At 71.7% G+C, this 25,380-nt stretch carries 17 protein-coding genes and 1 rRNA gene; 10 read left to right on the top strand and 8 right to left on the bottom strand.

Features of this window, described 5'->3' with window-relative positions; genetic code table 11:
* The first annotated feature begins 50 nt into the window (after positions 1 to 50).
* A complete protein-coding gene (locus tag AC0699_RS00090) occupies positions 51 to 5,204 on the top strand; it encodes a hypothetical protein (RefSeq protein ID WP_478653721.1) in 5,154 nt (1,717 codons plus the stop codon).
* Positions 5,205 to 5,236: 32 nt separating this feature from the next.
* Here the strand turns inward: AC0699_RS00090 and AC0699_RS00085 are convergent, their stop codons facing one another.
* Positions 5,237 to 5,653 (bottom strand): hypothetical protein, encoded by a 417-nt coding sequence (locus AC0699_RS00085; protein WP_478653719.1) that lies wholly within the window; start codon positions 5,651 to 5,653, stop codon positions 5,237 to 5,239.
* Positions 5,654 to 6,164: 511 nt separating this feature from the next.
* On the opposite strand from AC0699_RS00085, the gene AC0699_RS00080 reads away from it, so the two are divergent.
* The 4 genes from AC0699_RS00080 to AC0699_RS00065 are packed head-to-tail and all read left to right on the top strand — an operon-like array spanning position 6,165 to position 10,467.
* Entirely contained in the window at positions 6,165 to 9,035 is a 2,871-nt protein-coding gene (locus AC0699_RS00080; RefSeq protein ID WP_478653716.1) for a sensor histidine kinase, read from the top strand.
* Entirely contained in the window at positions 9,032 to 9,466 is a 435-nt protein-coding gene (locus AC0699_RS00075; protein ID WP_469771701.1) for a roadblock/LC7 domain-containing protein, read from the top strand. The genes AC0699_RS00080 and AC0699_RS00075 overlap by 4 nt, the downstream gene beginning before the upstream one ends.
* Before the next feature lie 10 nt (positions 9,467 to 9,476).
* Positions 9,477 to 9,881, top strand: a complete 405-nt coding sequence (locus AC0699_RS00070) for a DUF742 domain-containing protein (protein ID WP_469771700.1) — start codon at positions 9,477 to 9,479, stop codon at positions 9,879 to 9,881.
* Entirely contained in the window at positions 9,862 to 10,467 is a 606-nt protein-coding gene (locus AC0699_RS00065; RefSeq protein ID WP_469771699.1) for a GTP-binding protein, read from the top strand. The genes AC0699_RS00070 and AC0699_RS00065 overlap by 20 nt, the downstream gene beginning before the upstream one ends.
* 63 nt (positions 10,468 to 10,530) lie before the next feature.
* Here AC0699_RS00065 and glpK read toward each other — a convergent pair whose 3' ends face one another.
* From glpK to AC0699_RS00045, 4 genes are all read right to left on the bottom strand, one after another.
* Complete coding sequence (gene glpK, locus AC0699_RS00060; RefSeq protein WP_478653713.1) at positions 10,531 to 12,051, bottom strand: glycerol kinase GlpK; 1,521 nt, start codon at positions 12,049 to 12,051, stop codon at positions 10,531 to 10,533.
* 44 nt (positions 12,052 to 12,095) lie between these two features.
* Positions 12,096 to 12,857 carry an MIP/aquaporin family protein gene (locus tag AC0699_RS00055; RefSeq protein ID WP_478653711.1) on the bottom strand — a complete coding sequence of 254 codons (762 nt, stop codon included), beginning with the start codon at positions 12,855 to 12,857 and terminating at the stop codon, positions 12,096 to 12,098.
* Positions 12,858 to 13,112: 255 nt separating this feature from the next.
* Positions 13,113 to 14,300, bottom strand: coding sequence for a lipid-transfer protein (locus tag AC0699_RS00050; RefSeq protein WP_478653708.1), 1,188 nt, complete (start codon positions 14,298 to 14,300; stop codon positions 13,113 to 13,115).
* 180 nt (positions 14,301 to 14,480) lie between these two features.
* Complete coding sequence (locus AC0699_RS00045) at positions 14,481 to 14,933, bottom strand: Zn-ribbon domain-containing OB-fold protein (RefSeq protein ID WP_478653705.1); 453 nt, start codon at positions 14,931 to 14,933, stop codon at positions 14,481 to 14,483.
* 260 nt (positions 14,934 to 15,193) lie between these two features.
* Here AC0699_RS00045 and AC0699_RS00040 point away from each other — a divergent pair, with 260 nt between their 5' ends.
* Together AC0699_RS00040 and AC0699_RS00035 are read left to right on the top strand one after the other, a co-directional pair.
* On the top strand, positions 15,194 to 16,009 hold the full coding sequence (locus tag AC0699_RS00040) for a M15 family metallopeptidase (protein WP_478653701.1): 816 nt from the start codon (positions 15,194 to 15,196) through the stop codon (positions 16,007 to 16,009).
* 76 nt (positions 16,010 to 16,085) lie between these two features.
* Positions 16,086 to 16,628 carry an NUDIX domain-containing protein gene (locus AC0699_RS00035; RefSeq protein WP_478653698.1) on the top strand — a complete coding sequence of 181 codons (543 nt, stop codon included), beginning with the start codon at positions 16,086 to 16,088 and terminating at the stop codon, positions 16,626 to 16,628.
* A gap of 88 nt (positions 16,629 to 16,716) precedes the next feature.
* On the opposite strand, the gene AC0699_RS00030 is transcribed toward AC0699_RS00035, so the two are convergent.
* The gene (locus AC0699_RS00030; protein ID WP_478653695.1) at positions 16,717 to 19,080 is read right to left on the bottom strand and encodes a glycoside hydrolase family 31 protein; all 2,364 of its coding nucleotides are present in this window, start codon (positions 19,078 to 19,080) and stop codon (positions 16,717 to 16,719) included.
* Between the two features lie 241 nt (positions 19,081 to 19,321).
* On the opposite strand from AC0699_RS00030, the gene AC0699_RS00025 reads away from it, so the two are divergent.
* Positions 19,322 to 21,298, top strand: a complete 1,977-nt coding sequence (locus AC0699_RS00025) for an acetoacetate--CoA ligase (RefSeq protein ID WP_478653693.1) — start codon at positions 19,322 to 19,324, stop codon at positions 21,296 to 21,298.
* Between the two features lie 191 nt (positions 21,299 to 21,489).
* The gene (locus tag AC0699_RS00020) at positions 21,490 to 22,332 is read left to right on the top strand and encodes a hypothetical protein (protein WP_478654572.1); all 843 of its coding nucleotides are present in this window, start codon (positions 21,490 to 21,492) and stop codon (positions 22,330 to 22,332) included.
* Positions 22,333 to 22,410: 78 nt separating this feature from the next.
* On the opposite strand, the gene ptsP is transcribed toward AC0699_RS00020, so the two are convergent.
* Positions 22,411 to 24,081: a phosphoenolpyruvate--protein phosphotransferase gene (ptsP, locus tag AC0699_RS00015; RefSeq protein ID WP_478653691.1), complete on the bottom strand. Its 1,671-nt coding sequence runs from the start codon at positions 24,079 to 24,081 to the stop codon at positions 22,411 to 22,413.
* 77 nt (positions 24,082 to 24,158) lie between these two features.
* On the bottom strand, positions 24,159 to 24,608 hold the full coding sequence (locus AC0699_RS00010; RefSeq protein WP_478653688.1) for a PTS sugar transporter subunit IIA: 450 nt from the start codon (positions 24,606 to 24,608) through the stop codon (positions 24,159 to 24,161).
* A gap of 682 nt (positions 24,609 to 25,290) precedes the next feature.
* On the opposite strand from AC0699_RS00010, the gene AC0699_RS00005 reads away from it, so the two are divergent.
* Positions 25,291 to 25,380 (top strand): 16S ribosomal RNA (locus AC0699_RS00005); the annotation flags it as partial.

Raw genomic sequence — 25,380 nt, 5'->3', positions numbered from 1 at the left:
CCCTGCTGAACCCTGCCGAACCCTGCTGAGAACGACGAGAGTCCGCCGCCATGTACGAGCTGTCCCGGGTCCGCCTCTACTCCATCGGACCTGCCGGTGCGCGCTACGCCGACACCGTGCTGGACCTGCGCGGAGTCGGCGAGCCCGTGCCCAACCCGGCCCCGATGCAGGCCGAGTTCTTCGAGGAGGAGCCCGTCGGCCCGCCGCGCCGCCCGGCTCCCGCGGGCGTGCTCTTCCTGGAGAACGGCGGCGGCAAGTCCGTCCTGCTCAAGCTGATCTTCTCGGTGATGCTTCCCGGCCACCGCAACACGCTGGGCGGCGCCAGCTCCGGCGTACTGCGCAAGTTCCTGCTCGCCGACGACTGCGGCCACGTCGCCCTGGAGTGGCAGCACACCCTCACCGGGGAACTGGTCGTCGTCGGCAAGGTCAGCGAGTGGCGGGGCCGGCAGGTCTCCAACGACCCCCGGAAGTTCGCCGAGGCCTGGTACTCCTTCCGGCCCGGGCCCGGGCTCAGCCTCGACTCCCTGCCGGTCGCCGAGTCCACCGCCGTCCGCCCGCCCGTCGAAGGCGCGTCCGGCGCGCAGGGGCGGCGCCGCACGATGAAGGGCTTCCGGGACGCGATCACCGAGGCGGGCAAGGCCTACCCGCATCTCGAGGTGTACTGGGAGGAGATCCACGACCGCTGGAACGAGCACCTCGGCGACGTCGGCCTCGACCCCGAACTCTTCCGCTACCAGCGGGAGATGAACGCGGACGAGGGTGAGGCCGCGGGCCTCTTCGCGGTGAAGAAGGACTCCGACTTCACCGACCTGCTGCTCCGTGCCGTCACCGACACCCGTGACACCGACGGACTCGCCGACCTCGTCAGCGGCTTCGGGAACAAGCTGGGCCGCCGGGCCGAGCTCACCGCCGAGCGCGACTTCACGGCGGGCTCCGTCGATCTGCTCGGCCGCATCGTGGAGGCGGCCGGGGCGCGCACCCGGGCCCGCGACATCCACGCGGGCGCCGAGCGACGCACCCGCACGCTCGCCCGCAGGCTCTCCGTCCGCGCAGGCGAGGAGCGCGGTCGCGCCGCCGACCTCGCCCAGCAGGTCACCGCAGCCGCCCATACCGTGACCGAGGCCGAACAGTCCCGCAGCCGCAGCTCGCTGATCGCGGCCGAACTGGCCTACCGGCACGCGTCGCTGGCACTCACCGTCGCCGAGAAGGGGGCCGCGGCGCAGCGCCGCGAGCTGATCGACGCACGCACACTGCACTCCGCCTGGCAGGCGGCCGAAGCGGTCCTCAGGCACCGCGCCGCCGCCGACCGCGCGGCGCGGGTCGCCGCGGCCATTCGCGAGGCCGAGCGGGACGCCGCGCCGGCACTGGCCGCCCGTGCCAGGGCCGCCGCCGATCTCGTGCGCGCGCTGCACTCCGCCGCCGAGGACGGCGAGCGCGTCGCCAACGAGGAGGAGGAGCGCTCCGCCGCGCTCCAGGAGGCCGGCGAGTCCGCCCACCGTGACGCCACCGCCGCCGCGACCGATGCCCAGCGCGCCCGCAGCGAGGCCGGTCATCTGCGCCAGCGCCTCGCCGAGGTCGAGCAGGAGACCGCCGAAGCGGTCCGTGCCGGCTGGCTCGACGACACCGCCCCCGACGCCGACCCGGCCCGGGCCGCCCTCGCCGCGAGCGACGCCGAGAAGACCGCGGTCGCCGCGTGGGACGCCGCCCGTGACGCCGCCCGCACGGCCGCGGACCGCGCCCGCGAGGCCGCCGCCGCGGAGACCCGTGCCGAACTGACCGCGGCCCGCGCGTCGGACGCGGCCCAGGCCGCGGAGCACGCGTACGAGGCGGAGCTCCGTGCCGCCGCCTCGATCGCCGGATCGGAGCGCCTCGCGGAACTGCTGAGCCTGCCCGCGGTCCCCGCGCCCGGCGCACCCCGGCTGCCGGGCGCGACGGCCGGCGCCAAGCCTGCCGACGGCACAGCGGTTGCCGGCCCGGCCGACGGCCCTGCGTCGGCCGCCCCGGCCACGTCCGGCGACGGCGCCGCCGGGACCCCGGGCGCCCACGCGCAGGCGGCGCCGGGGCACTCCGCCCCGGCCGCCGGTTCCGTACCGGCACGGGCGGACGCCGGACCCTCCGCGGGCGGCGACTCCGCCCCGGGCGACACGTCCGGGCCCGCTCCCCGCGGAGCCGGGCAGCAACGCGAAGGCAACGCCCCCGCTGCGACGGGCTCCGCTCCCGCCGCCGGGAACGCGGCCGTTGGGAGCACCACGGCGACCGGACACACCGCGTCCGGCGCCGGTGACGGCCGGCACGGTCCCGTGCGGAGCACCGAAGGCCCCCTCACCGCCGACGAGTTGGACCGCTACGCCGACGAACTCCGCGAGCTGCTCGACCAGGGAGTCGCTGCCGCGGAGCGGCAGCTGTTCGATCTGCGGACCGCCGCTGCCGACGACGCCCGCATTCTTGGAGCGCTCGGTGACGGCGGACTGCTGCCGCCGGGGCCCGATGTGCTGGCCACCGTCGAGTTCCTCGGCGAGCACGGCATTCCCGCGCTGCCCGGGTGGCGTTACCTCGCGCAGGCCGTCGATCCCGCCGATCACGCCGCGGTTCTGGCCGCGCGGCCGGAGCTGGTCGACGGCGTCGTGATCACCGACCCCGTCTCGTACGCGAGGGCACGCGAGGCACTGGCCGGGGCCGCGCTGCTGCCGCGTTCCGCGGTGGCCGTCGGCACCGCCGCCGCGCTCCTCGCGCCGGTACCCGGCCCGGGTGCCGGGGGCGAGGGCAGCTCGTCCGAGGTGTTCCTCGTTCCGCCGAACCCGGCCATGCACGACGAGCACGCCGCCGACGAGGAACGGCAGGCGCTCCGCGCCAGGGCGGCTGCGCGGGACGAGGAGATCAGGACCCTGGCGGCCCGGCTGGCGGGTGACCGTGCGCTCGCCGCCCGCATCGGGTCGTGGCGCGCCGACTGCCCGCCCGGCATGCTCGCCGAGCTCGCCGAGGCCGCGCGCACCGCCAAGGAGGCCGTCGAAGCCGCGGAGGAGGCACTCGCCGAGGCCCGCACCGTACGCACGGAGGCGGACGAGGCCGCCGGCGATGCCGCCCGCGTACGCGACGAGCGGCAGGACACCGCCCAGCGCGCCCGCCGCGCGGCGGACGCGCTCGCCGGGCTCGCGTTCCGGCTCCGGGAGCGCGCCGGCTGGCAGGCGAAGCTCCGTGAACTCGCCGACGACGCGGCCGAGTCGGAGGCCCGGGCGACGACCTGTCTGGAGCGGGCGCGGGCCGCCGACGAGGACCGCCGCGCCGCCCAGCGCGCCGCCGACGACGCCCGTCGCACCGCACGCGCGCTCCGGGCCGAGCGCGCCGAGATCGCCGGAGCCCCGGAACAACTGCCGGAGCCGGACGCCGGACACCCCGACGTACCGCGCGCCGCACTGCCTGCGCTGCGCGAGGCGTACCGGGCAGCCTCCCAGCTGTACGAGAAGGTCGGCGTCGGCGCCGATCTGCGTGCCGAACAGGCCCGCGCCGAGAGCGACGAGAGCGCCGCGCTGGGCGAGCTCGACCGGCTCACCAACAAGGTCCGCACCCGCGCCGCCCAGTTGCTGGAGGGCACCGACGGCGCCGACGGCCCGTCCCGGCAGGCCGCGGCCGCCCGCGCCGAGTCACTCGTCCAGATGCTGGAGTCCCGCGCCTCCGAGGCGAGCGAGAAGCTCGGCCGGCTGCGCGGCGAGGCGGAGCGCCTGGCACCCGTGGACGGTGAGGCGCACACCGAACTTCCCGACGAGCTCGTCCCCGTGGACGCCGAGCAGGCCCAGACCCTGCTGCGTACGGCAACCGCCGAACTCGCCGCCCGCTCCGAGGCGCTGGACACCGCCCGCGCCACCCACGCCGAGCTGCTGCGCGCCCACCGCGGCGCGGAGGACGCCGCGGGCGGCTTCGACGAGACCGCTGCGCTCCTGCGCGACCTGCTCCGGGACCACGCGGAGGACGAGCAGGAGACACCCGAGCCGTACCCGGGCACGCTGGAGGAGGCCCGGCACTCCGCGGCCGAGACCCGCCGCTCGCTGCGCGGCTGCGCGGCCGACCTGTCCGCCGCCGAATCGGCCGTGCGTGAGGCGAGCGACGTGCTCGTACGCCATGCCAACTCCACCCGCTACGAGGCGGTACGCACCCCCGCCCGCCAGCAGATCCGGGAGCTCCCCTCGGCCGCGCTGCCCGAGCACGCGGCGAAGTGGGCCGAGGCCTTCGCGCCCAGGCTGCGTGTCCTCACCGACGAGCTCGCCCAGCTGGAGCGCAACCGTGACTCCATCGTGGACCGGCTCCGCGGACTCGTGGAGTCCGCGCTCGCCACGCTCCGCTCGGCACAGCGGCTCTCCCGACTGCCCGAGGGGCTCGGCGAATGGTCCGGCCAGGAGTTCCTCCGCATCCGCTTCGAGGAGCCGGACCAGGCGAGCCTCGCCGAACGGCTCGGCGAAGTCATCGACGAGGCGACCCGCGCCGCCGTGAAGAAGAACTCCGATCTGCGCCGCGACGGCATGTCACTGCTGCTGCGCGGCGTCCAGGCGGCGCTCCAGCCGAAGGGCGTCGCCGTCGAGATCCTGAAGCCGGACGCGGTGCTGCGGGCCGAGCGCGTCCCGGTCGGGCAGATGGGCGACGTCTTCTCCGGCGGCCAGCTGCTCACCGCCGCCATCGCGCTGTACTGCACCATGGCGGCCCTGCGCAGCAACGACCGCGGCCGGGACAAGCACCGGCACGCCGGCACGCTGTTCCTCGACAACCCCATCGGCCGCGCCAACGCGACGTATCTGCTGGAGCTGCAGCGCGCGGTCTCGGACGCTCTCGGGGTCCAGTTGCTGTACACCACAGGGCTGTTCGACACGACCGCCCTCGCCGAGTTCCCCCTGGTCATCAGGCTGCGCAACGACGCGGACCTGCGGGCGGGACTGAAGTACATCAGCGTCGAGGAGCATCTGCGTCCCGGCCTGCCTCAGCAGCGCACCGACGGCGAGACCGTGCACGGAGAGATCACCGCGACCCGGATGTTCAAGCGAGGCGCGGACCAGTCGGCAACGGCCGCCGCACCCACGTCCGCGGACCAGCAGGCACCCGCCTCCGTACACACGTCCCAGGACCAGTCGGCACCCGCGGCCGGGCCGGCCCCGGCCGGGCAGCCGGCACTTCCGGCGCAGAGCGCACCGCGCTCGGACGACGTCACCGCCCCCTAGGAGTCCCCAGGTCCGCCCCGGGGCACGGGACTTCAGGCTTCGGACAGCCTGCTGCCCGTGCCCCGCCTCCGTATCCGCGCGGCCTCGCGGGCCGCGGCGCGGGCCGTCCGCCGGGCACGCCGCCGCTCACGCCGGAGCTGCCGCGCCGTGCTGCTCGGCACCGACACCACCCCGTGCCGCTGGTTCCACACCTGGCGGGTCACCCACACGTCCAGCACCGCCCAGGTCGCCAGCACTGTGCTGCCCACGCTGCTCAGCACCATCGGGAACGCAAGCCAGGACCCCGTCACCGAGCAGAAGAAGGCCACCATCGCCTGAATCAGCGTCACCGCCGTCACGATCACGGCGCGCACGGCCGCCGTGCGCACCGGATCCGGCATCCGCCGCCGTGCCACCGGGTCCTCCACCCAGATTTGCCGCGGCACACCCGTCTCGTCCGCCGTCCCCATGGTCTGCGTTCACTCCCCACCGCTGTCCGACTGCAGGGTGGCTGCCCGGCTTTGGCCCGTTCACGCCGACGGGCCGGGTCTCACCCTGCCCCCGCAACTCCTGCTCCCCGCACAGAAGGACGAACGGCCTGCAAGGAAGATTCCCGCGGAACGAAGAATTCCAGCCATACGTTCACGAACTGAATGTGACGTCCTGGCAGGTGTCCTGAGCCACAGTGCGGAGTTCCATCTCCCCGAATACCAGGACAACTCATGATCAACCTAACTGGCTGCGGCTGAAAATCGTCCCGGACGTGCCTTCGAGTTGTCACTGCGTCAGTAGTAGGCTCGCGCCGTTTGTTGACGCAGGATGCAAGAAGCGACACGCAGGCACCACGGAAGCACCGCATCACGAAGCACCGCACCACGAAGCACGGCCCACGGAAACACCGCACCACGAAGACACGTACGACACACACAAGCCGTCGGACATCACCACCCGCGCCCGACGCGGGTCGAGCTGGGGGAGGCCATGCGCTTTCGCGGGAAGTCCATCCGCAGGAAGATCGTGGCGTTGTTGCTTGTGCCGCTCGTGTCCCTCACCGCGATGTGGGGCTTCGCGACGGCGCTCACCGGCCGCGAGGCCAAGCAGCTGCTGGACGTCGGGTACATCGTCGAGAAGGTCGGTTATCCCCTCGAGGACACCGTCCGTGTCATCCAGAAGGAACGCCGCCAGACCCTCGTCTATCTGGCCGACCCACGCGCCTCCGACGCCCTGCCCACGCTGCGCCGCCAACGGGCTCTCACCGACAGGGCCGTGGCCGAAATCCGCGCGAACGCGCAGGACTCAGGCGTCCGTGACTCCGTACATCCTGATGTCGCACGCCGGCTCGACCTGCTCGTCGACGCGCTCGACGGACTCGGCTCGCTGCGCCGCAACGTCGAGCAGAGCGCCATCACCCGCGCCCAGGCACTCGAGTTCTACAACCGGCTCGTCGACCCCTGCTACAGCTTCCTCACCTCCCTTCATGCCCTGGAGAGCGTGGAGCTGGAGAAGCAGGGCCGCGCCCTCGTCGGTGTGGTACGCGCCCGTGAGCTGCTCTCCCGCGAGGACGCGGTCGTGACCTCGGCGCTGATCACGCGCCACGTCACCGCCGAGGAGATACGCGCGATCTCCGATCTCGCCGCCAACCGCAAGCTCCTGTACGAGATCAACCTCGAGGTACTGCCCTCGTCCGAGCGAGAGATCCTCGAACAGTACTGGCGCAGCCCCGACACCCAGCCGCTGCGCGAGGCCGAGGAGAAGCTGATCGGGGCCGGCGCCACCAAGAAGCCGCGCGTCGTCGATGTCGAGCGCTGGCAGCAACTGGCCACTCCGGTTCTGGAGAATCTCGCCAAGCAGTCCATCGAGGCGGGCGACCGCTACCAGGACCGCGTCGAGCCCGCCGCGTACGGCGTCCTCGTCAAGGCAGGAATCGCCGGTGTTCTCGGCTTCCTCGCCCTCCTGGTCTCCATCGTCGTGTCCGTACGCATAGGCCGCGATCTGGCCCGTGCGCTCTCCCGGCTGCGCAAGGAGGCCCACGAGGTCTCCGGGGTCCGTCTGCCCAGCGTCATGCGCAGGCTCGCAGCGGGCGAGCATGTCGACATCCACACCGAGGCGCCGCACCTCGAGTACGAGAAGGACGAGATCGGCCAGGTCGGTCAGGCACTCAACACCCTCCAGCGGGCCGCTGTCGAAGCCGCCGTCAAGCAGGCCGACATGCGCCGCGGCGTCTCCGAGGTCTTCGTCAACCTCGCCCGCCGCAACCAGGTGCTGCTCCACCGGCAGCTCACCCTCCTCGACACGATGGAGCGCCGGACGGAGGACACCGAGGAACTCGCGGACCTGTTCCGCCTGGACCACCTCACGACGCGCATGCGCCGCCACGCCGAAGGTCTGGTGATCCTCTCCGGCGCCGCCCCCTCCCGCCAGTGGCGCAAGCCGATCCAGCTGATGGACGTCGTACGCGCCGCCGTCGCCGAGGTCGAGGACTACGAACGCATCGAGGTGCGGCGGCTGGCCCGCATCGGTGTGAGCGGCCCCGCCGTCGCCGACCTCACCCACCTCATCGCCGAACTGCTGGAGAACGCCACGGTGTTCTCGCCCCCGCACACCGCCGTCCAGGTGCACGGCGAGCGGGTCGCGAACGGCTTCACGCTGGAGATCCACGACCGGGGGCTCGGGATGACCCCCGATGCGCTGCTCGACGCGAACCTCCGGCTCGCCGAGACCCCCGAGTTCGAGCTCTCCGACACCGACCGGCTCGGCCTGTTCGTGGTCAGCCGGCTCGCGCAGCGGCAGAACGTCCGTGTCTCGCTGCAGCCTTCGCCGTACGGAGGGACCACCGCGGTCGTCTTCATCCCGGCGTCGCTGCTCACCGACGCCCCCGAGACCGAGGGCACCGGCTTCCGCCTCGACCGCAAGACCACCAGGGGCGACCGGGACGCCGCAAGGCTCCGCCCCGAGGGCGGCGGCAGGCTCGCGGCGCTCTCCCAGGTGCCCACGGGACTGACCGGTCCTTCGGTGCTCGACGGCCCGGTCGAACTCGAAGCGCCCGTCGGCACGCTGGGCCCGGGGGACCGTCCCGCTCTCGACGCCATCGATCCGACGGGCCCGGCCGACGCGATCGACACGGCCGAACCGATCAACACCGTCGCGGACATCGAGGACACCGAGAGCGAGCGGGGCGGGCTGTTCCGCGCCCGCGACTTCCTGCGCACGCCCGCGGACGAGCAGCATCAGCAGGCCTCCGACCAGGTGCCGGAGCGGCCGCGGAGCGCCTCGCGCCCGGTGGGAGCGGGGCCGATCCCGCTGCCTCGCCGCAAGCCGCCGACGCTCGTCGCCGACCGTGGGCGCAGGGTGGACGAAGCCGGCCGCTCCCACCCGTCCATCGGCCAGGGAGGGGACGTGCCCACCGGCCCGGGGCGGGAGGCACCCACCGGCCGTGCGACCGCTCAGGCGACCGGCTCGGCCGGCGGCCCCGTGCCCCTCAGGAGCACGCCGGCGCCCGCGGCCGACGCCCCCGCGCGGCCCGGGGACGCGCCTGCCTGGCCCTCGGGTCCCGGCCCCGCCGCCACCTCCGGAAGCACACCGTCCGGGCAGACGCTGAATGGCCTGCCCCGCCGCGTCCGCCAGGCCAGCCTCGCCCCGCAGCTGCGTGACACATCGGGCGGACGCACCAGCGGCACGCCCGCCGCGGCCGGCGCCGAGGCACAGGACATCGAACGTGACGCGGATGAAGTACGCGTCCGCATGGCCTCGCTGCAACGCGGCTGGCAGCGCGGGCGCCGGCAGAACGCCGAGGACGCCACCGGCCCCGGCGAGACAGCACCAGGAACGACACCGGAGGGGAACGGTCGATGACCGCACCGAACGCCGCAGCACCCGACACGACCAGGAGCGGCGAGCTCAACTGGCTCCTCGACGAGCTGGTCCAGCGGGTCGGCTCCATCCGTAAGGCCCTCGTGCTCTCCGGCGACGGCCTCGCGACGGGTAAGTCCATGGACCTCACCCAGGAGGACGGTGAGCATCTGGCCGCCGTCGCCTCCGGGTTCCACAGCCTCGCCAAGGGCGTCGGCCGCCACTTCGACGCGGGACGGGTACGGCAGACCGTCGTCGAGCTCGACGACGCCTTCCTCTTCGTCACCGCGGCGGGCGACGGCAGCTGTCTCGCCGTGCTGTCCGACGCCGACTCCGACGTCGGCCAGGTCGCGTACGAGATGACGCTGATGGTCAAGCGCGTCGGCGTCCACCTCGCGACGGCACCACGGACCGGACTGGCCGCCGGAGGGTGAGTGGACCGGCATGACTGACGTCAGACAGCAGGTCCAGCAGCCGCACCACTGGTTCGACGACGACGCGGGACCGGTGGTCCGTCCGTACGCGATGACACGCGGCCGTACCAGCAGTACGACCCGGCAGCAGCTCGATCTCATCGCGCTCGTCGTCCCGGAGCCGGCCGCCGACGACCCCGGCCGCGACCAGACGCTCTCGCCCGAACATGTCGAGATCGTCGAACGCTGCAGCACCATCCCCCAGTCGATCGCCGAGCTCGCAGCGGGCCTGGACCTCCCCGTCGGGGTGGTCCGGGTCCTCGTGGGCGATCTCGTCGAGGACGCACTGGTCCACGTAACCCGTCCCGTTCCGCCGGCCGAGCTGCCGGACGTGAGTATTCTCCGCGAGGTGATCAATGGTCTTCGGGCGCTCTAGCCGCAAGGAGCCGCCGGTGGAACCGGTGACGCTGAAGATCCTGGTCGCGGGTGGCTTCGGGGTCGGAAAGACGACCCTGGTGGGCGCGGTCAGCGAGATCAAACCGCTGCGGACCGAGGAGACCCTGAGCGAGGCCGGCCGGCCCGTGGACGATCTCGACGGCGTCGAGTCCAAGAGCACCACCACCGTCGCCATGGACTTCGGCCGGATCACCCTCCGCGAGGACCTGGTGCTCTACCTTTTTGGTACACCGGGTCAGGACCGTTTCTGGTTCCTCTGGGACGAGCTGGCCCAGGGCGCCCTCGGCGCGGTCGTCCTCGCCGACACCCGCCGCCTGGAGGACTCCTTCGCGGCCATCGACTACTTCGAACGCCGGGGTATCCCGTTCACCGTCGGGGTCAACTGCTTCGAGGGCGCGGACCGCTTCCCGTCCGACTCCGTGCGGGCCGCACTCGACCTCGACCCCGAGGTGCCGCTGATGATGTGCGACGCCCGCGACCGTGAGTCGGTCAAGTCGGTGCTGGTCGCGGTCGTGGAACACGCGCTGGTGCGCTCCACCCGGGAGCGTGAGCCCGCGACCACCTGAGCTGACACGGCCCGTACCCCCACCGACAGGGGTACGGGCCGTGGCTCATACGGGACAGCAGGCCTATGCGCCGTCCTCCTTGTGCCAGCCGAAGCTGCGCTCCACCGCCCTGCGCCAGTTGTCGTACTCCCGCTCGCGGGTCTCCGCGGCCATCCGGGGCGACCACTCGACATCGCGCCGCCAGTGCGCCTTCAGTTCGTCCAGACCGCCCCAGACCCCGGTCGCGAGACCGGCCGCGTACGCCGCGCCCAGGCAGGTCGTCTCGGACACCTTGGGCCGGATCACCGGTACGCCCAGCACATCCGCCTGATGCTGCATCAGCAGTTGGTTCGCGGTCATTCCGCCGTCGACCTTCAGCGTGGTGATCGGCACTCCCGAGTCCTGGTACATCGCGTCGACGACCTCACGCGTCTGCCAGCTCGTGGCCTCCAGCACCGCCCGCGCCAGGTGTGCCTTGGTGACGTACCTGGTCAGACCCGTGATGACACCGCGGGCGTCGGACCGCCAGTACGGCGCGTACAGACCGGAGAAGGCAGGCACGATGTACGCCCCGCCGTTGTCGTCGACGCTCGCCGCCAGGGTCTCGATCTCGTCGGCGCTGCGGATGATCCCGAGCTGGTCCCGGAACCACTGCACCAGGGCGCCGGTGATCGCGATCGACCCCTCCAGGCAGTAGACGGGGGCGGCGTCACCGATCTTGTAGCCGAGGGTCGTGATCAGCCCGCTCTTCGACGGAACCGGCCGGTTTCCCGTGTTGAGCAGGAGGAAACTTCCCGTCCCGTACGTGTTCTTCGCGGTGCCCGTGTCGTAGCAGGCCTGGCCGAACACGGCCGCCTGCTGGTCGCCGAGGGCCGAGGCGACCGGCACGCCCTGGAGCTGGCCGACGGCCGTCCCGTACACCTCGGCCGAGGACCTGATCTCCGGAAGGACCGCTTCCGGCACATTCATCGCCGCGAGGATCGAGGAGTCCCACTGGAGGGTCTCCAGATTCATCAGCATCGTGCGGGAGGCGTTGGTGACGTCCGTGACGTGGACCCCGCCGTCCGTGCCGCCCGTCAGGTTCCAGATCAGCCAGGAGTCGATGGTGCCGAACGCGATCTGGCCACGCTCGGCCCGGCCGCGCAGCCCCGGCACATTGTCCAGCAGCCAGCCCGCCTTGGGTCCGGAGAAGTAACTGGCGAGCGGCAGTCCGGTCGCGTCACGGAAACGGTCCTGCCCGTCCGGGCCGCCGAGTTCGGTGCAGAGGGCAGAGGTACGGGTGTCCTGCCAGACGATCGCGTTGTGCACGGGCTTGCCGGTCGCCCGGTCCCACAGGACCGTCGTCTCGCGCTGGTTGGTGATGCCGAGCGCGCTCAGCTGTCCGGCGCGCAGCCCTGCCTTGGCGAGCGCCCCCGCCACCACCGCCTGGACCTTGGACCAGATCTCGGTGGCGTCGTGCTCCACCCAGCCGGGCTTGGGGAAGATCTGACGGTGTTCCCGCTGGTCGACGGCGACGATCGCGCCGTCCTGGTCGAAGATGATGCAGCGGCTGGACGTGGTGCCCTGGTCGATGGCGGCGACGTACTTCTGGGAGGTGTCCGTCATGACGTCCCCTTGTGGGTCTGGGGGCCGAGCCCCCGGTTTGATGGTCAGAACGCTGCGTTGAAGATCAGACCCGCGAGGAGACCGCCGAGGAGCGGGCCGGCCACCGGTATCCAGGCGTAGCCCCAGTCGGACGTCCCCTTGTTGGGGATGGGCAGCAGCGCGTGGGTGATCCGCGGCCCCAGGTCGCGCGCCGGATTGATGGCGTAGCCGGTGGGGCCGCCGAGCGACAGACCGATGCCGACGACGAGCAGCGACACCAGCAGGACCGAGATTCCGGAGCCGTAGATTCCGGCCGGCTGGCCGGGAATCTGGCCGATGCCGATACCGGCGTTCCGCCCGAAGGCCAGGATCGGCAGGACCAGCCCGACCGTCGCGATGGTCTCGGTGACGAGGTTGGCGACCGGATTGCGGATCTCCGGAGCGGTCGAGAAGATCCCGAGCGTCGGCTGGGCGTTCTTGATGTCGGCGTTCCCCTGGAACTGCGCGTAATAGACCAGCCAGGCCAGTACGGCACCGATGATCGCGCCGGTCATCTGCGCCAGGATGTACAGCGGCACCTTGCTCCACTCGCCGGTGTCGACGGCGACGCCCACCGTCACGGCCGGGTTGAGATGGCCACCGGACAGCGGCGCCGAGGTGTACGCGCCGGCCAGCACGCCGAACCCCCAGCCGAAGGTGATGACGATCCAGCCGGAGGCTCTCGCCTTGGAATGGTGGAGGGTGACCGCGGCGCACACGCCCGCGCCGAAGAGGATCAGTATCGCGGTGCCGATGACCTCACCGAGGAAGATGTCTGCGTTGCTCATTGCGGCTCCAGGGCTGGGTGTGGTTCCCATGGCTACGGAGCCGAAGGCGGGGGAGTGCAGGGGGTGTCCCATGCCCCGCCCGGCGTCCGTGACGAGCGTGGTGAGCGTGTCGAACTGCGGCGGTAGCGGGACCGGCGCCGACGAAGAGGCAGTTTTCCCCCGGTGTTACTGCACCGTCAAGGTCGCCGACAGCAACCGCAGTTCACAGCATGTGCTCGACTCGTCCGCGGGGAGGGCCGACCCGGCCCGGCGGCTTCAGCGGACCGCGACGACCGCCGAGCCATGGCCGAACAGACCCTGGTTCGCGGTGATTCCGGCGCGCGCGCCCGCCACCTGGCGCCCGCCCGCGGTGCCGCGCAGCTGCCAGGTCAGCTCACACACCTGGGCGATGGCCTGCGCGGGGACCGCCTCGCCGTACGACGCGAGCCCGCCGCTCGCATTGACCGGTACCCGGCCGCCGAGCGCCGTCGCGCCTTCCCGCACCAGTTTCGCGCCCTCCCCGGCGCCGCACAGGCCGATGTCCTCGTACCACTCCAGCTCCAGCGCCGTGGACAGGTCGTACACCTCGGCGAGCGACAGGTCCTCCGGTCCGAGCCCGGCCTCCTCGTACGCGGCCCGCGCGATGGACGCCCGGAAGCCCAGGGGGGACGGCTGCACGGCGGCAGCCGAGTCCGTGGCGATGTCCGGCAGATCGAGGACGGTCCTCGGGTAGGCCGGGGTGACGGTCGACACGGCACGGATGCGGACCGGGTCGGCCACGCCGTGCCGGCGCGCGTACTCCACGCTCGACAGGACGAGCGCCGCCCCGCCGTCCGAGGTGGCGCAGATGTCGAGCAGCCGCAGCGGGTCGGCGACGACGGCCGACGCCGCGACCTGTCCGGCGGTCACGGTCCCGCGGTAGCGGGCATACGGATTGAGCGCGCCGGCCGCCGCGTTCTTCACCTTGACCTGCGCGAAGTCCTCCAGGGTGTCGCCGTACAGCGCCATGCGGCGGCGCGCGTACAGGGCGAAGTACGCCGGGTTCGTGGCACCCAGCACCCGGAAGCGCAGCCAGTCGGGATCGTCCGGCCGGTCCCCGCCCGCGGGGGCGAAGAACCCCTTGGGGGCGGAGTCGGCACCGACGACCAGCACCACATCGGCCATGCCGGCCAGGATCTGCGCCCTGGCGGTGTTGACGGCCTGCGCCCCGGACGCGCACGCGGCGTACACGCTGGCGACGCGTGCGCCCTGCCAGCCCAGCGCCTGCGCGAAGGTCGCGCCCGCGACATAGCCGGGGTAGCCGCAGCGGACCGTGTCCGCGCCGACCACCGACTGCACGTCCTGCCAGCTGATTCCGGCGTCGGCGAGCGCCGCCCGGGCCGCGGCGGTCCCGTACTCGACGAAGCTCCGTCCCCATTTGCCCCACGGGTGCATGCCCGCGCCGAGCACGGCGATGTCGCTCACTGTGTCTTCCCGTTCGCTTCTCCGGCCACGCGGCGCAGAGGTGCGGCGATCGATGTCTTGTGCGGCCCGGCGGCCGCGTGCCCGTCGCTCACTGTGTCCGTCCGTTCGCTTCTCCGGCCACGCGGCGCAGAGGTGCGGCCATCGATGTCTTGTGCGGCCCGGCGGCCGCGTGCCCGTCGCTCACCGGTCCACCTCCACCGGACGCCAGTGCCAGGTCGTCCAGGCCGTCTCCGCCTCCTCGTTGAGAATCCCCGGCACCACCTCGACCTCCATACCGACGCTCAGGTCCGCGACGGTCACGCCGGGTGCCGCCTGCCCGAGGACCACCATGCGCTCGGCAGCGAGCTCGACGGCGACGAGCGTGTACGGCTCCCACTCGGCGTCCGGGTCGCTGACGTACGGCGCCGGCGGCCGGTAGCGGCCGTCCGTGTACGACCACACGCGCCCGCGTTTCGACAGGGGAACCTCCGCCAGCTCGCCGCCGGTACAGCCGGGGTTGCGGCAGTGCACGTCCTCGCGCGGGAAGAAGACCGCGGAACAGGCGGTACAGCGGGTGCCCAGCAGCCGGAACTCCCGCTGGTCGTCGCCCTCGGTGAACCATCCGTCCACCACAGGTGTGCGCGTGCGCGCCACGGTCCCTCCCCGGAAGCCCACCGATGACCGAAGATAGCTGACGGGTCGTCAGAACAGCTGTAGTGTGCCACGCCTCGGCGCGCGCGACGACCCCCTGTGCGCCCGCCGCCGATCGTCTGTGTCTCCGGCCGGGCGGACCTTTTCTCCGGATCCGCCGAAAGTGAGAACCGGATAAGCCCGAACGGCGTCCGGTACGAATGAACGGGTGGCCGGAACCCACGGGGGTGGTCCCGGCCACCCGTACCTGATAGACGGTGCGCATGAGAGGACTCGCTTCCGCAATCCGCGCCCGCGCTCTGACCCTCATCACCGCGGCGCTGCTCGCCACCGCCGCCACCGCCGTCTCCCCGGCCGCGGCCCGCTCGGCCCCCGAGCCGAAAGCCCCCGACGAATTCGTCGCGCTGCGCTCCGTGGACCCGACGATCATCCAGGAAATGCGCTACACCACCGCGCACAACTTCGTGGGCGAGCCGATCGACGGCTACCAGCAGCCGGTCTGTATTCTCACCCGCCCGGCCGCCCAGGCACTCCACCGGGCCCAGCGGAAACTGCTGCGCCAGGGCTACTCGCTCAAGGTCTATGACTGCTACCGGCCGCAGCGCGCCGTCGACCACTTCGTGCGCTGGGCCAAGGACCTGGACGACGAGCGCATGAAAGGGGAGTTCTATCCGCAGGTCGAGAAGGACCGGCTCTTCGCGGACGGCTATATCGCGGAGAAATCCGGCCACAGCCGTGGCAGCACCGTCGACCTGACCCTCGTCGAGCTCCCGGCCGCGAGGACCCGTCCGTACGTGCCCGGCGAGCGGCTCATCCCCTGCTACGCACCGCAGTCCGAGCGCTTCCCCGACAACTCCGTCGACATGGGCACGGGATTCGACTGCTTCGACACCCTGTCGCACACCGACGACCCGCGTATCCAGGGCAGCCAGCGTGCCGCCCGCCAACTCCTCAAGAACACACTCGGCGACGCCGGCTTCGTCAACCTGCCCGAGGAGTGGTGGCACTTCACCCACAAGCCGGAACTGTTCCCCGACACCTACTTCGACTTCCCCGTATCGCGGAGGTCACTGACCTGACGCCGGCCCCACACCGATCGCACACGGACCTGACACCGGCCGCCGTAGCGGGTCCGGCGTCGCGTACAGTCCGCGTGTGACCGAGCCCAGTGAACCCACGGCCCTTCCCGGGAAGCACATCAAGGACTCCCACTGCTCCAGCTGCGGGGCCCGCTACCCGATCGCCGCAGGCTGGCCCCGCACCTGTGCCACCTGCGGCGACATTACGTACCGCAATCCGCTGCCCGTCGCCGTCGCCCTGCTCCCCGTCACCGGCGAACACGGCACCGGACTCCTCGTCATCACCCGCACCATCGAACCGCAGCGCGGCGGGATCGCGCTGCCCGGCGGGTTCATCGACCACTCCGAGGACTGGCAGCAGGCGGTCGTACGGGAACTCCTCGAGGAAACCGGAATCGAGGCCGCCGCCGAGGACGTCACGCTCGCCGACGCGCTCAGCTCGCCCGGCGGTCACCTGCTCCTCTTCGGCCTGCTCCCGGAGCGCGCCGCGACCGCCCTGCCGCCGTCCGCCCCGACCGAGGAGACCGAGGGCTGGCACGTCCTGTACGAGCCCGCCGAGCTCGCGTTCCCGCTGCACACCACGGCCGTACGGAACTGGTTCGCGGGCCGGTACCGCTAGGTCGTGTCTTCGAAGCCGGGTCTGCCCGGCCCGCCCTACGGGCGGACGACGCCACCTCGAAGACACTCCCCAGCGTCTGCCCGGTGGATCAGGCCCTGGCGGGTGCCATCCCCCGTACCCGTACCGGACGCCCCGCTGCCACCGCCCCGTCGGCCGCGACCCGCTCCACCACCACGCGGCCGTCCACCAGCCGCGACGTGTACCGCTCCACCTCCGGGCGCGCAGATACGCCGCCGGAGTCCTCGACCACCAGACCGCTCCCGGTACGCCCCGCCACAGGCGCCCACACCTCCAGCTCGGTCCCGCCGTCCTCACCGCGCACCGGAATCACCGCACCGGCCCGCGCCAGTACCGGAATCCGCGACATGGGCGCGTCCAGCAGCACCTGGCCCGGCCCCTCGTACGCCTCCCCGGACACCGTGTCGTACCACCGCCCGCGCGGCAGCCGCACCGCCCGCCGGTCCGTTCCCCGCTCCAGCACCGGCGCCACCAGCAGCGCGTCGCCCAGCAGAAAGGCGTCCTCGCAGTCGCGCAGAGCCCGGTCGCCCGGCGCACCCCACCACACGGGCCGCACATACGGCGCGCCGGTGAGCCGGGCCAGCTGCGCCAGCGTCACGAAGTACGGGCGCAACCGCTCCCGTTCGAGCAGCGCCGCCTTCGCGTGACCGAGGACCTGCGGACCGAACTCCCACGGCTCCCTGCGTCCCGCGTCGATCGCCGCATGCGTACGGAACAACGGCAGGTACGCACCCAGCTGGAACCAGCGCAGAAACAGCTCGGGCGACGGACTGCCGTCGAAACCGCCCACATCAGGGCCCGAGTACGGCACTCCGCACAGACCGAGACCCAGCACCAGCGAGAGCGACGCCCGCAGCCCCGGCCAGCCCGTCGACACATCGCCGGACCAGGTCCCTCCGTACCGCTGCATCCCCGCCCACCCGGACCGCGAGAACAGGAAGGGACGCTCGTCGGGCCGCAGCCGGCACAGCCCCTCGTAACCGGCCCGCGCCATCGCCAGCGCATAGACGTTGTGGGCCTCGCGGTGGTCACCGCCCCGCCCGTCCAGCTCGTGCCGGGCAGAACGCGGCAGCGTCATATCGCCGAACGGCGCGAACGACACCGGCTCGTTCATGTCGTGCCACACCCCGGAGAAACCCTGCGCGAGCCGCTCCTCGTACAGGCCGCCCCACCACTCACGCACCCGCGGATCGGTGAAGTCCGGATACACGCACTCACCCGGCCACACCACCCCGCGCACCTGGCGTCCGCGCGCGTCCCGGACGAACGCCCCGGCCGCCGAACCGCTGTCGTACACTGCGTTCCCGGGCTCCGCCTTCACCGCGGGATCGACGATCGACACCAGCCGTACCCCGTCCGCACGCAGCTCCTTCGCCAGCCCCGGCAGATCCGGGAAGCGTTCACGGTCGACGGTGAAGACCCGGTACCCGTCGTAGTGGTCGATGTCGAGATGCAGCGCCGACAGCGGAAGCCCCCTCTCCCGGTAGCCGGCCACCACCCGCCGCACCTCCCGCTCGCTGCCGAAACCCCAGCGCGCGTGCTGCGGGCCCAGCGCCCACGACGGGGGGAGCGCGGGCGCGCCCGTGAGCGCCGTCCAGCCGCGCAGGACGCGCGCCGGAGTGCCCACGACGACCCAGCAGCGCAGTGGCCCGCCCCCCATCCGCACCTCGCTGGTGCCCGGCCGGTCATGCCCGGAACCCGCGCCCTCCTCGCCCTCGCGCAGAATGACCTGCCCCTCCCACGAGCTGTCGAGGAACGCGAGATGTGTACCGGCGTCGGCGACCACCAGCTGCACCGGCATCGTGATGTACAGCGGATCGTCGCCCGGACCGAAGCTGCCGCGCGGATCGGTGTTCCACAGCCGGTACGTCCCGTCCCGCAGCCGCGGCCCCGACGACCGGCCGCCGAGCCCGAAGAACCGCGCGTCGGCAGCGACTTCGGTGCGCTGCAACCAGCGCGCGGGGCCGCCGCCCGTCGGCTCCCACCAGCGCGGCGGCAGATCCCTGCGCAGGACGACCCCGCCGGGTGTCCGGATCTCGACCGCGCCGTACCGCGACACCGCGACCGTGACCCGCTCCGACACGATCCGCCAGCCGCCGTCCTTGTCCGGCTCCAGTTCGGCGCGCGGATCGGGCTCCGGCGGCGCCCCGGCCAGCGCGAACGACGGCTCGGGCCCGGCGCCGTCCCAGCCCCAGAAGACGGTGCCGGCGGCCGTGACCCGCACCCGCAGCTCAGAACGGGCGAACCGGACGATTCCGCCGCCCGGCAGTGGCTCCGCCCCCGTCACCGCGCCCGGCACCCGTGCACGCTCCGCTCCCCGCGGCTGCAGCCCCCATGCGTCCGTACGCCGCCGGCGCCACGCCGACCGCGCCGCGCGCAGCCCCTGCACCGTCCCGAAGACCCTCACCGAACGCACCAGCTCACGACCGTCCATGCTGCTCACCCTGCCATCCAGCAGGGTCTTGGCGGGGTCCGTTCAACTCCCGTTCACCCGTGGCGGGAGCACACAATCAGCCACCCCATCATGGGTGGCGAGCCCTGGTGCGGAAGAGGATCACATGGCATCGTCCCTGTCAGCCGCGCTAAAGGCACACCCATGCCCCTGCGCGGGACCCACGCACGTAGATCACGTGCCGACCACGCGCAGAGCCACACAGTTGCCCGGGAGCCGACCCATGACCTCAGCAGCGAACCCTGCCCCCCTCTGGCAGCCGGACGCCGACCGCATCGACGCCGCCCGGATCACCCGCTTCCAGGCCTGGGCGGCGGAGCGGTACGGCGCCCCGGCCGAGGGCGGCTACCCGGCACTGCACCGCTGGTCGGTCGACGAGCTGGAGACCTTCTGGCGGGCGATCGCCGACTGGTTCGACGTGCGGTTCTCCGCACCGTACGAGCGCGTCCTGGGCGAGCGCACCATGCCCGGCGCCCAGTGGTTCCCCGGCGCCACCCTCAACTACGCCGAGCACGCCCTGCGCACCGCAGAGGACCCCGCACGCGCCCATGAGCCGGCCCTCATCCATGTGGACGAGACACATGACCCCACGCTCCTCAGCTGGGCCGAGCTGCGCCGCCAGGTCGGGTCGCTCGCGGCGGAACTGCGCGCCCTCGGCGTACGCCCCGGCGACCGCGTCAGCGGCTACCTGCCCAACATCCCGCAGGCCGTGACCGCGCTTCTCGCCACCGCCGCCGTCGGCGCCGTCTGGACCTCCTGCGCCCCCGACTTCGGCGCCCGCAGCGTGCTAGACCGGTTCCAGCAGGTCGAACCCGTCGTCCTGTTCACCGTCGACGGCTACCGCTACGGCGGCAAGGAACACGACCGCCGCGACGTGGTCGCCGAACTCCGTGGCGAACTGCCCACCCTGCGCGCCGTCGTCCACATCCCCCTGCTCGGCACACCCGCCCCCGAAGGCGCCCTCTCCTGGTCCGACCTCACCTCGTCCGGCACGGAGCCCGTCTTCGAGCAGGTCCCCTTCGACCACCCGCTCTGGGTCCTCTACTCCTCCGGCACGACCGGCCTCCCCAAGGCCATCGTCCAGTCCCAGGGCGGCATCCTCCTCGAACACTTCAAGCAGCTCGGCCTGCACTGTGACCTCGGCCCCGGCGACCGCTTCTTCTGGTACACCTCCACCGGCTGGATGATGTGGAACTTCCTCGTCTCCGGCCTGCTCACCGGCACCACGGTCATCCTGTACGACGGCAGCCCCGGCTTCCCGGAGACCGGCGCCCAGTGGGCCATCGCCGAACGCACCGAGGCCACCCTCTTCGGCACCTCCGCCGCATACGTCATGGCCTGCAGCAAGGCCGAGGTGCACCCCGGCCGTGACTACGACCTCTCGCGCATCCAGTGCGTCGCCACCACCGGCTCCCCCCTCCCGCCCGACGGCTTCCGCTGGCTGCACGACGAGGTCCGCGAAGACCTGTGGATCGCCTCCGTCAGCGGCGGCACCGACGTCTGCAGCTGCTTCGCCGGCGCCGTACCCACCCTCCCCGTCCACATCGGCGAACTGCAGGCGGCCTGTCTCGGCACCGACCTCCAGGCCTGGGACCCGCACGGCAAGCCCGTCATCGGCGAGGTCGGCGAACTCGTCGTCACCAACCCCATGCCGTCCATGCCGATCCACTTCTGGAACGACCCCGACGGCAGCCGCTACCGCGACAGCTACTTCGAGATGTTCCCGGGCGTCTGGCGCCACGGCGACTGGATCACCATCACCGACCACGGTTCCGTCGTCATCCACGGCCGCTCCGACTCCACCCTGAACCGCCAGGGCGTGCGCATGGGCTCGGCCGACATCTACGAAGCCGTCGAACGGCTCCCGGAGATCCGCGAGTCCCTCGTCATCGGCCTCGAAGAACCGGACGGCGGCTACTGGATGCCGCTCTTCGTCCACCTCGCGCCCGGGGCCGCCCTCGACGACGCCCTGTGCGCCCGCATCAAGCAGACCATCCGCGAACAGCTCTCACCACGCCATGTCCCGGACGACATCATCGAGGTCCCGGGCATCCCGCACACCCTCACCGGCAAGCGGATCGAGGTCCCGGTCAAGCGTCTCCTCCAGGGCACGGCACTGGCGAAGGCGGTCAACCCGGGCTCGGTCGACAACCTCGATCTGCTGCGCTTCTACGAAGAGCTGGCGCGCAAGCGCGCCTGACCCCCGGGTCACGAGGTCACGTTGTCAGTGCTCACGGTTACGGTGAGTGAGCACTGATCAACAGGGCTCACGGGGACCCAGGGGGATTCATGACGCACACCAACGACCACACGCACACCAGCGACCAGGCACGCATCAGCGACCAGGCGCGCACCAAGAACCGGACGCGTGCCAAGAACCGGCAGCGATCCATGCGGCGAGCACTGCGCCGCGACGTACCGGCCACCGTCGGCCTGCTGGTGGACGAGCAGGACTTCGCGGCCATGTGCCGGTACCGGACCTTCACGTTCGACGACCATCCCGGCTATCTCCACCAGGTCGAAGGCCTGCTCAGATCACTGTCCGCACAGGGCGGGCACACCACCGTGGCCCTGTTCGACCCGGAGGACTACGCCCGCTTCTGCGCCGAGACCGGACTGGACCCGGACACCTCCCCGAGCCGCAGCCGCTACACCGCGGAGATCGCGGCCGCAGGCGCCACCGTCGCCTACACGGGCCAGCCGATCGACGATCTCGTCCCCCTGCTCATCAACCGCTCGGTCCGCCAGGCCACATGGGAGTACGCGACATCACTGCTGAGCGACTTCGGCACGTGCGCGGACTGCGGCGAGGACCTCGGACGCTCGGCATTCGACCGCGCCTCACAGCTGCTGCTACGACTCCTCGACACCGCCGGCCCGGGCACGCACCACCTCGTCTGCAGCGTCCCCACCGGGGACGAACAACTGCTGGCGGTCCTCCACGCGACGCGCACCGCCGCCTCACCGGCCGGGCTCGACTCGTCCGAAGGCGCGGAATTCGCCACCGTCCTCGCCGTCGGCCTCGCCCTCGAAAGCCCCGGGGGAGTAGTGCTCCGCACCTCCGCACCCGACGCACCCGACCGGCTCCACGGCTGGCGCCTCCACCACGGCCGCCTCGTCCCGCTCACCGAGGCCGAGGTCTTCAGCGCCTACTGCACGGACGCGGACACCGGAGAGCCGATCTCCCCCGAGCCGGGTGTCGAGTACTGCGCGGGGTTCGATCTGGGCGACTGACGTGCACGAGCAGAAGGGGGCTCCCCGCCGGACCGGCGGGAAGCCCCCTCACACCGGACTTACCGGCGAACCGTCAGGTCATTCCCCGGACAGCACCACCTGCGCGGCGCCCCGCGCCTCCTCGGCGCTGTCCGCGGCACGCGCCGCCGCGGCCGCACGCTCGCACTGGGCGAGCGTGTACTTCGAGAGCGTCGCCCGCACATACGGGATCGACGCCGCACCCATCGAGAGAGAGGTGACACCGAGACCCGTCAGCACACACGCCAGCAGCGGATCCGAGGCGGCCTCGCCGCACACACCACAACTCTTGCCCTCGGCCCTGGCCGCCTCCGCCGCCAGCGCGACCAGGTCGAGCAGCGCGGGCTGCCACGGGTCCTGCAGCCGGGACACCGCCCCCACCTGCCGGTCGGCCGCGAAGGTGTACTGCGCCAGGTCGTTCGTACCCAGCGAGAGGAACTCCACCTCCTGCAGCACCGAGCGCGCCCGCAGAGCGGCGGAGGGAATCTCGACCATCGCGCCGAACTTCGCCCTCAGCCCCGCCTCACGGCAGGCGTCCGCGAAGGCCTTCGCGTCGGCACGGTCGGCCACCATCGGCGCCATGACCTCGAGGTACACGGGCAGCCCCTCGGCCGCCTTGGCCAGCGCCGTCAGCTGGGTGCGCAGCACCTCGGGGTGGTCCAGCAGGGTCCGCAGGCCCCGCACGCCCAGCGCCGGGTTCGGCTCGTCGGCCGGAGTCAGGAAGTCGAGCGGCTTGTCCGCGCCCGCGTCCAGCACCCGCACCACCACCCGGCCCTCCGGGAACGCCTCCAGGACCTTGCGGTACGCCTCGACCTGCTTGGCCTCCGACGGCGCCTGCTTGCTGTCGTCCAGGAAGAGGAACTCGGTACGGAACAGACCGACGCCCTCGGCCCCGGCCTCCACCGCGGCCGGCACATCGGCGGGACCGCCCACATTCGCCAGCAGCGGCACCTTGTGCCCGTCGGACGTCGCACCGGGCCCGGTCGACGCTGCGAGCGCGGCCTTCCGCTCAGCGGCGGCCTGCTCCATCTGCGCGCGACGCTCGTCGCTCGGCTCGACGAAGATCTCACCGGTGCTGCCGTCGACCGCGATGACCGTGCCCTCGGCCAGCTCACCGGCACCCGGCAGCGCCACCACGGCAGGCACTCCGAGAGCCCGCGCGAGAATCGCACTGTGGCTGGTGGGCCCACCCTCCTCGGTCACGAAGCCGAGAACGAGCGCCGGGTCGAGCAGCGCCGTGTCCGCCGGAGCCAGATCCCGCGCGATCAGTACATACGGCTCGTCGCTGTCCGGAACACCCGGCATCGGCACACCCAGCAACCGCGCCACGATCCGGTTCCGTACGTCATCGAGGTCGGCCACCCGCCCGGCCAGATACTCCCCGGCACCCGCCAGCAGGGCCCGGTACGCGGCGAACGCGTCGTACACGGCCCGCTCCGCCGTGCTGCCGACAGCGATGCGGCGCTCGACGTCGGCCATGAGCTCCGGGTCCTGCGCCATCATGGCCTGCGCCTCGAGCACGTGCTGTGCCTCGCCACCCGCCAGATTGCCGCGCGCAATAAGGTCGGCGGCCACAGCATCGACGGCCTGGCGAGCGCGCCCCTGTTCGCGCTCGGCCTCCTCCGCCGGGATCTGCTTGGCCGGCGGCTCCAGAACCGCCGTCCCCATGTGCCGAACCTCGCCGATCGCCACACCGTGGCTCACGCCGACGCCTTGCAGCGTTGTCTCCATTTCACCCGTCTCCGATTGTGCGGCGGTCCGAGCCACCGCGATGGATGTACAACTGGCCCGTCGACAGGACGGTGAGGTCACTGCCAGCTGAACAGCGTGTCGCCGGCCTTCACGTCGCCGCTCTCGATGACATCGGCGAGAGAGTCGGTGGTGGCTTCCAGCGCCACGATGGGGCAGATCGGCGACTTGCCCGCGGCCTCGACGGCGGCCGGGTCCCAGCGCACGATCGGCTGGCCGCTCTGGACGGTGTCGCCCTTGTTGATGAGGAGCTCGAAGCCCTCACCATTGAGCTGCACGGTGTCGATGCCCAGATGGGTCAGCACACCGTGCCCCTGCCCGTCGACGACGACAAACGCGTGCGGGTGCAGGGAGACAACGATGCCGTCCACCGGCGAGACGGCCTCCGAGGCTTCACGCTCGGGGTCGATGGCGGTACCGGGACCGACCATCGCGCCGGAGAACACCGGATCGGGCACTGCCGCGAGCCCGATGGCGCGACCGGCCAGAGGCGACGTCACGGTTGTCATGGGAGCCTCCCAGGGGGCGGAGATCAAGTGGCACCGTCCACTGCCTGTCGCCGGACGGCGCGCTCTTCTGAGCGTATGTCATAGGAAGTCCAGGTTCCGCATGACAGCTGCCAGTTGGCGGACCTGGAGGGCACCGGAAACGATTTGCCTCGTCTACCGGCGACATGTAATGTCGTACCCCTGCCTGACCACGACGCGACTCTGAGCCGTAGGTCGGCAGCACCTATCAAGCCACCATCCTAACTGGTCTAAACCTCTGCATGCCCGCAGGGCGGATGGTCAGGAAGCCGGGAAAAGGCTGGTAGGGTCTGAAAGGCCGGAAAGGGAAATCGCGAATTAGCGAGAAAACAGTCCGGCAGCCCACTCCAGCGGGTGGCGGAAACGGAAATCGGATCTGCTAAGCTGGAAACACCGAAGGGAAGCGCCCGGAGGAAAGCCCGAGAGGGTGAGTACGAAGGAAGCGTCCGTTCCTTGAGAACTCAACAGCGTGCCAAAAATCAACGCCAGATATGTTGATACCCCGTCTCCATCACGGAGATGAGGTTCCTTTGAAAGTCCATCCCGCTCGCGGGGTGGCAATACACAGCGAGGACGCTGTGTGCGACCGGGACTATTCCTCCTGGTCGCACCGCTCTCGTGGTGTCTGACCCGCAGCTTTTAATTAAGCACAGTCGGGAAAACATTCACGGAGAGTTTGATCCTGGCTCAGGACGAACGCTGGCGGCGTGCTTAACACATGCAAGTCGAACGATGAAGCCCTTCGGGGTGGATT

The organism is Streptomyces sp. NPDC043870, assembly GCF_056435785.1.
This window is presented reverse-complemented; position numbering and strand designations above follow the sequence as displayed.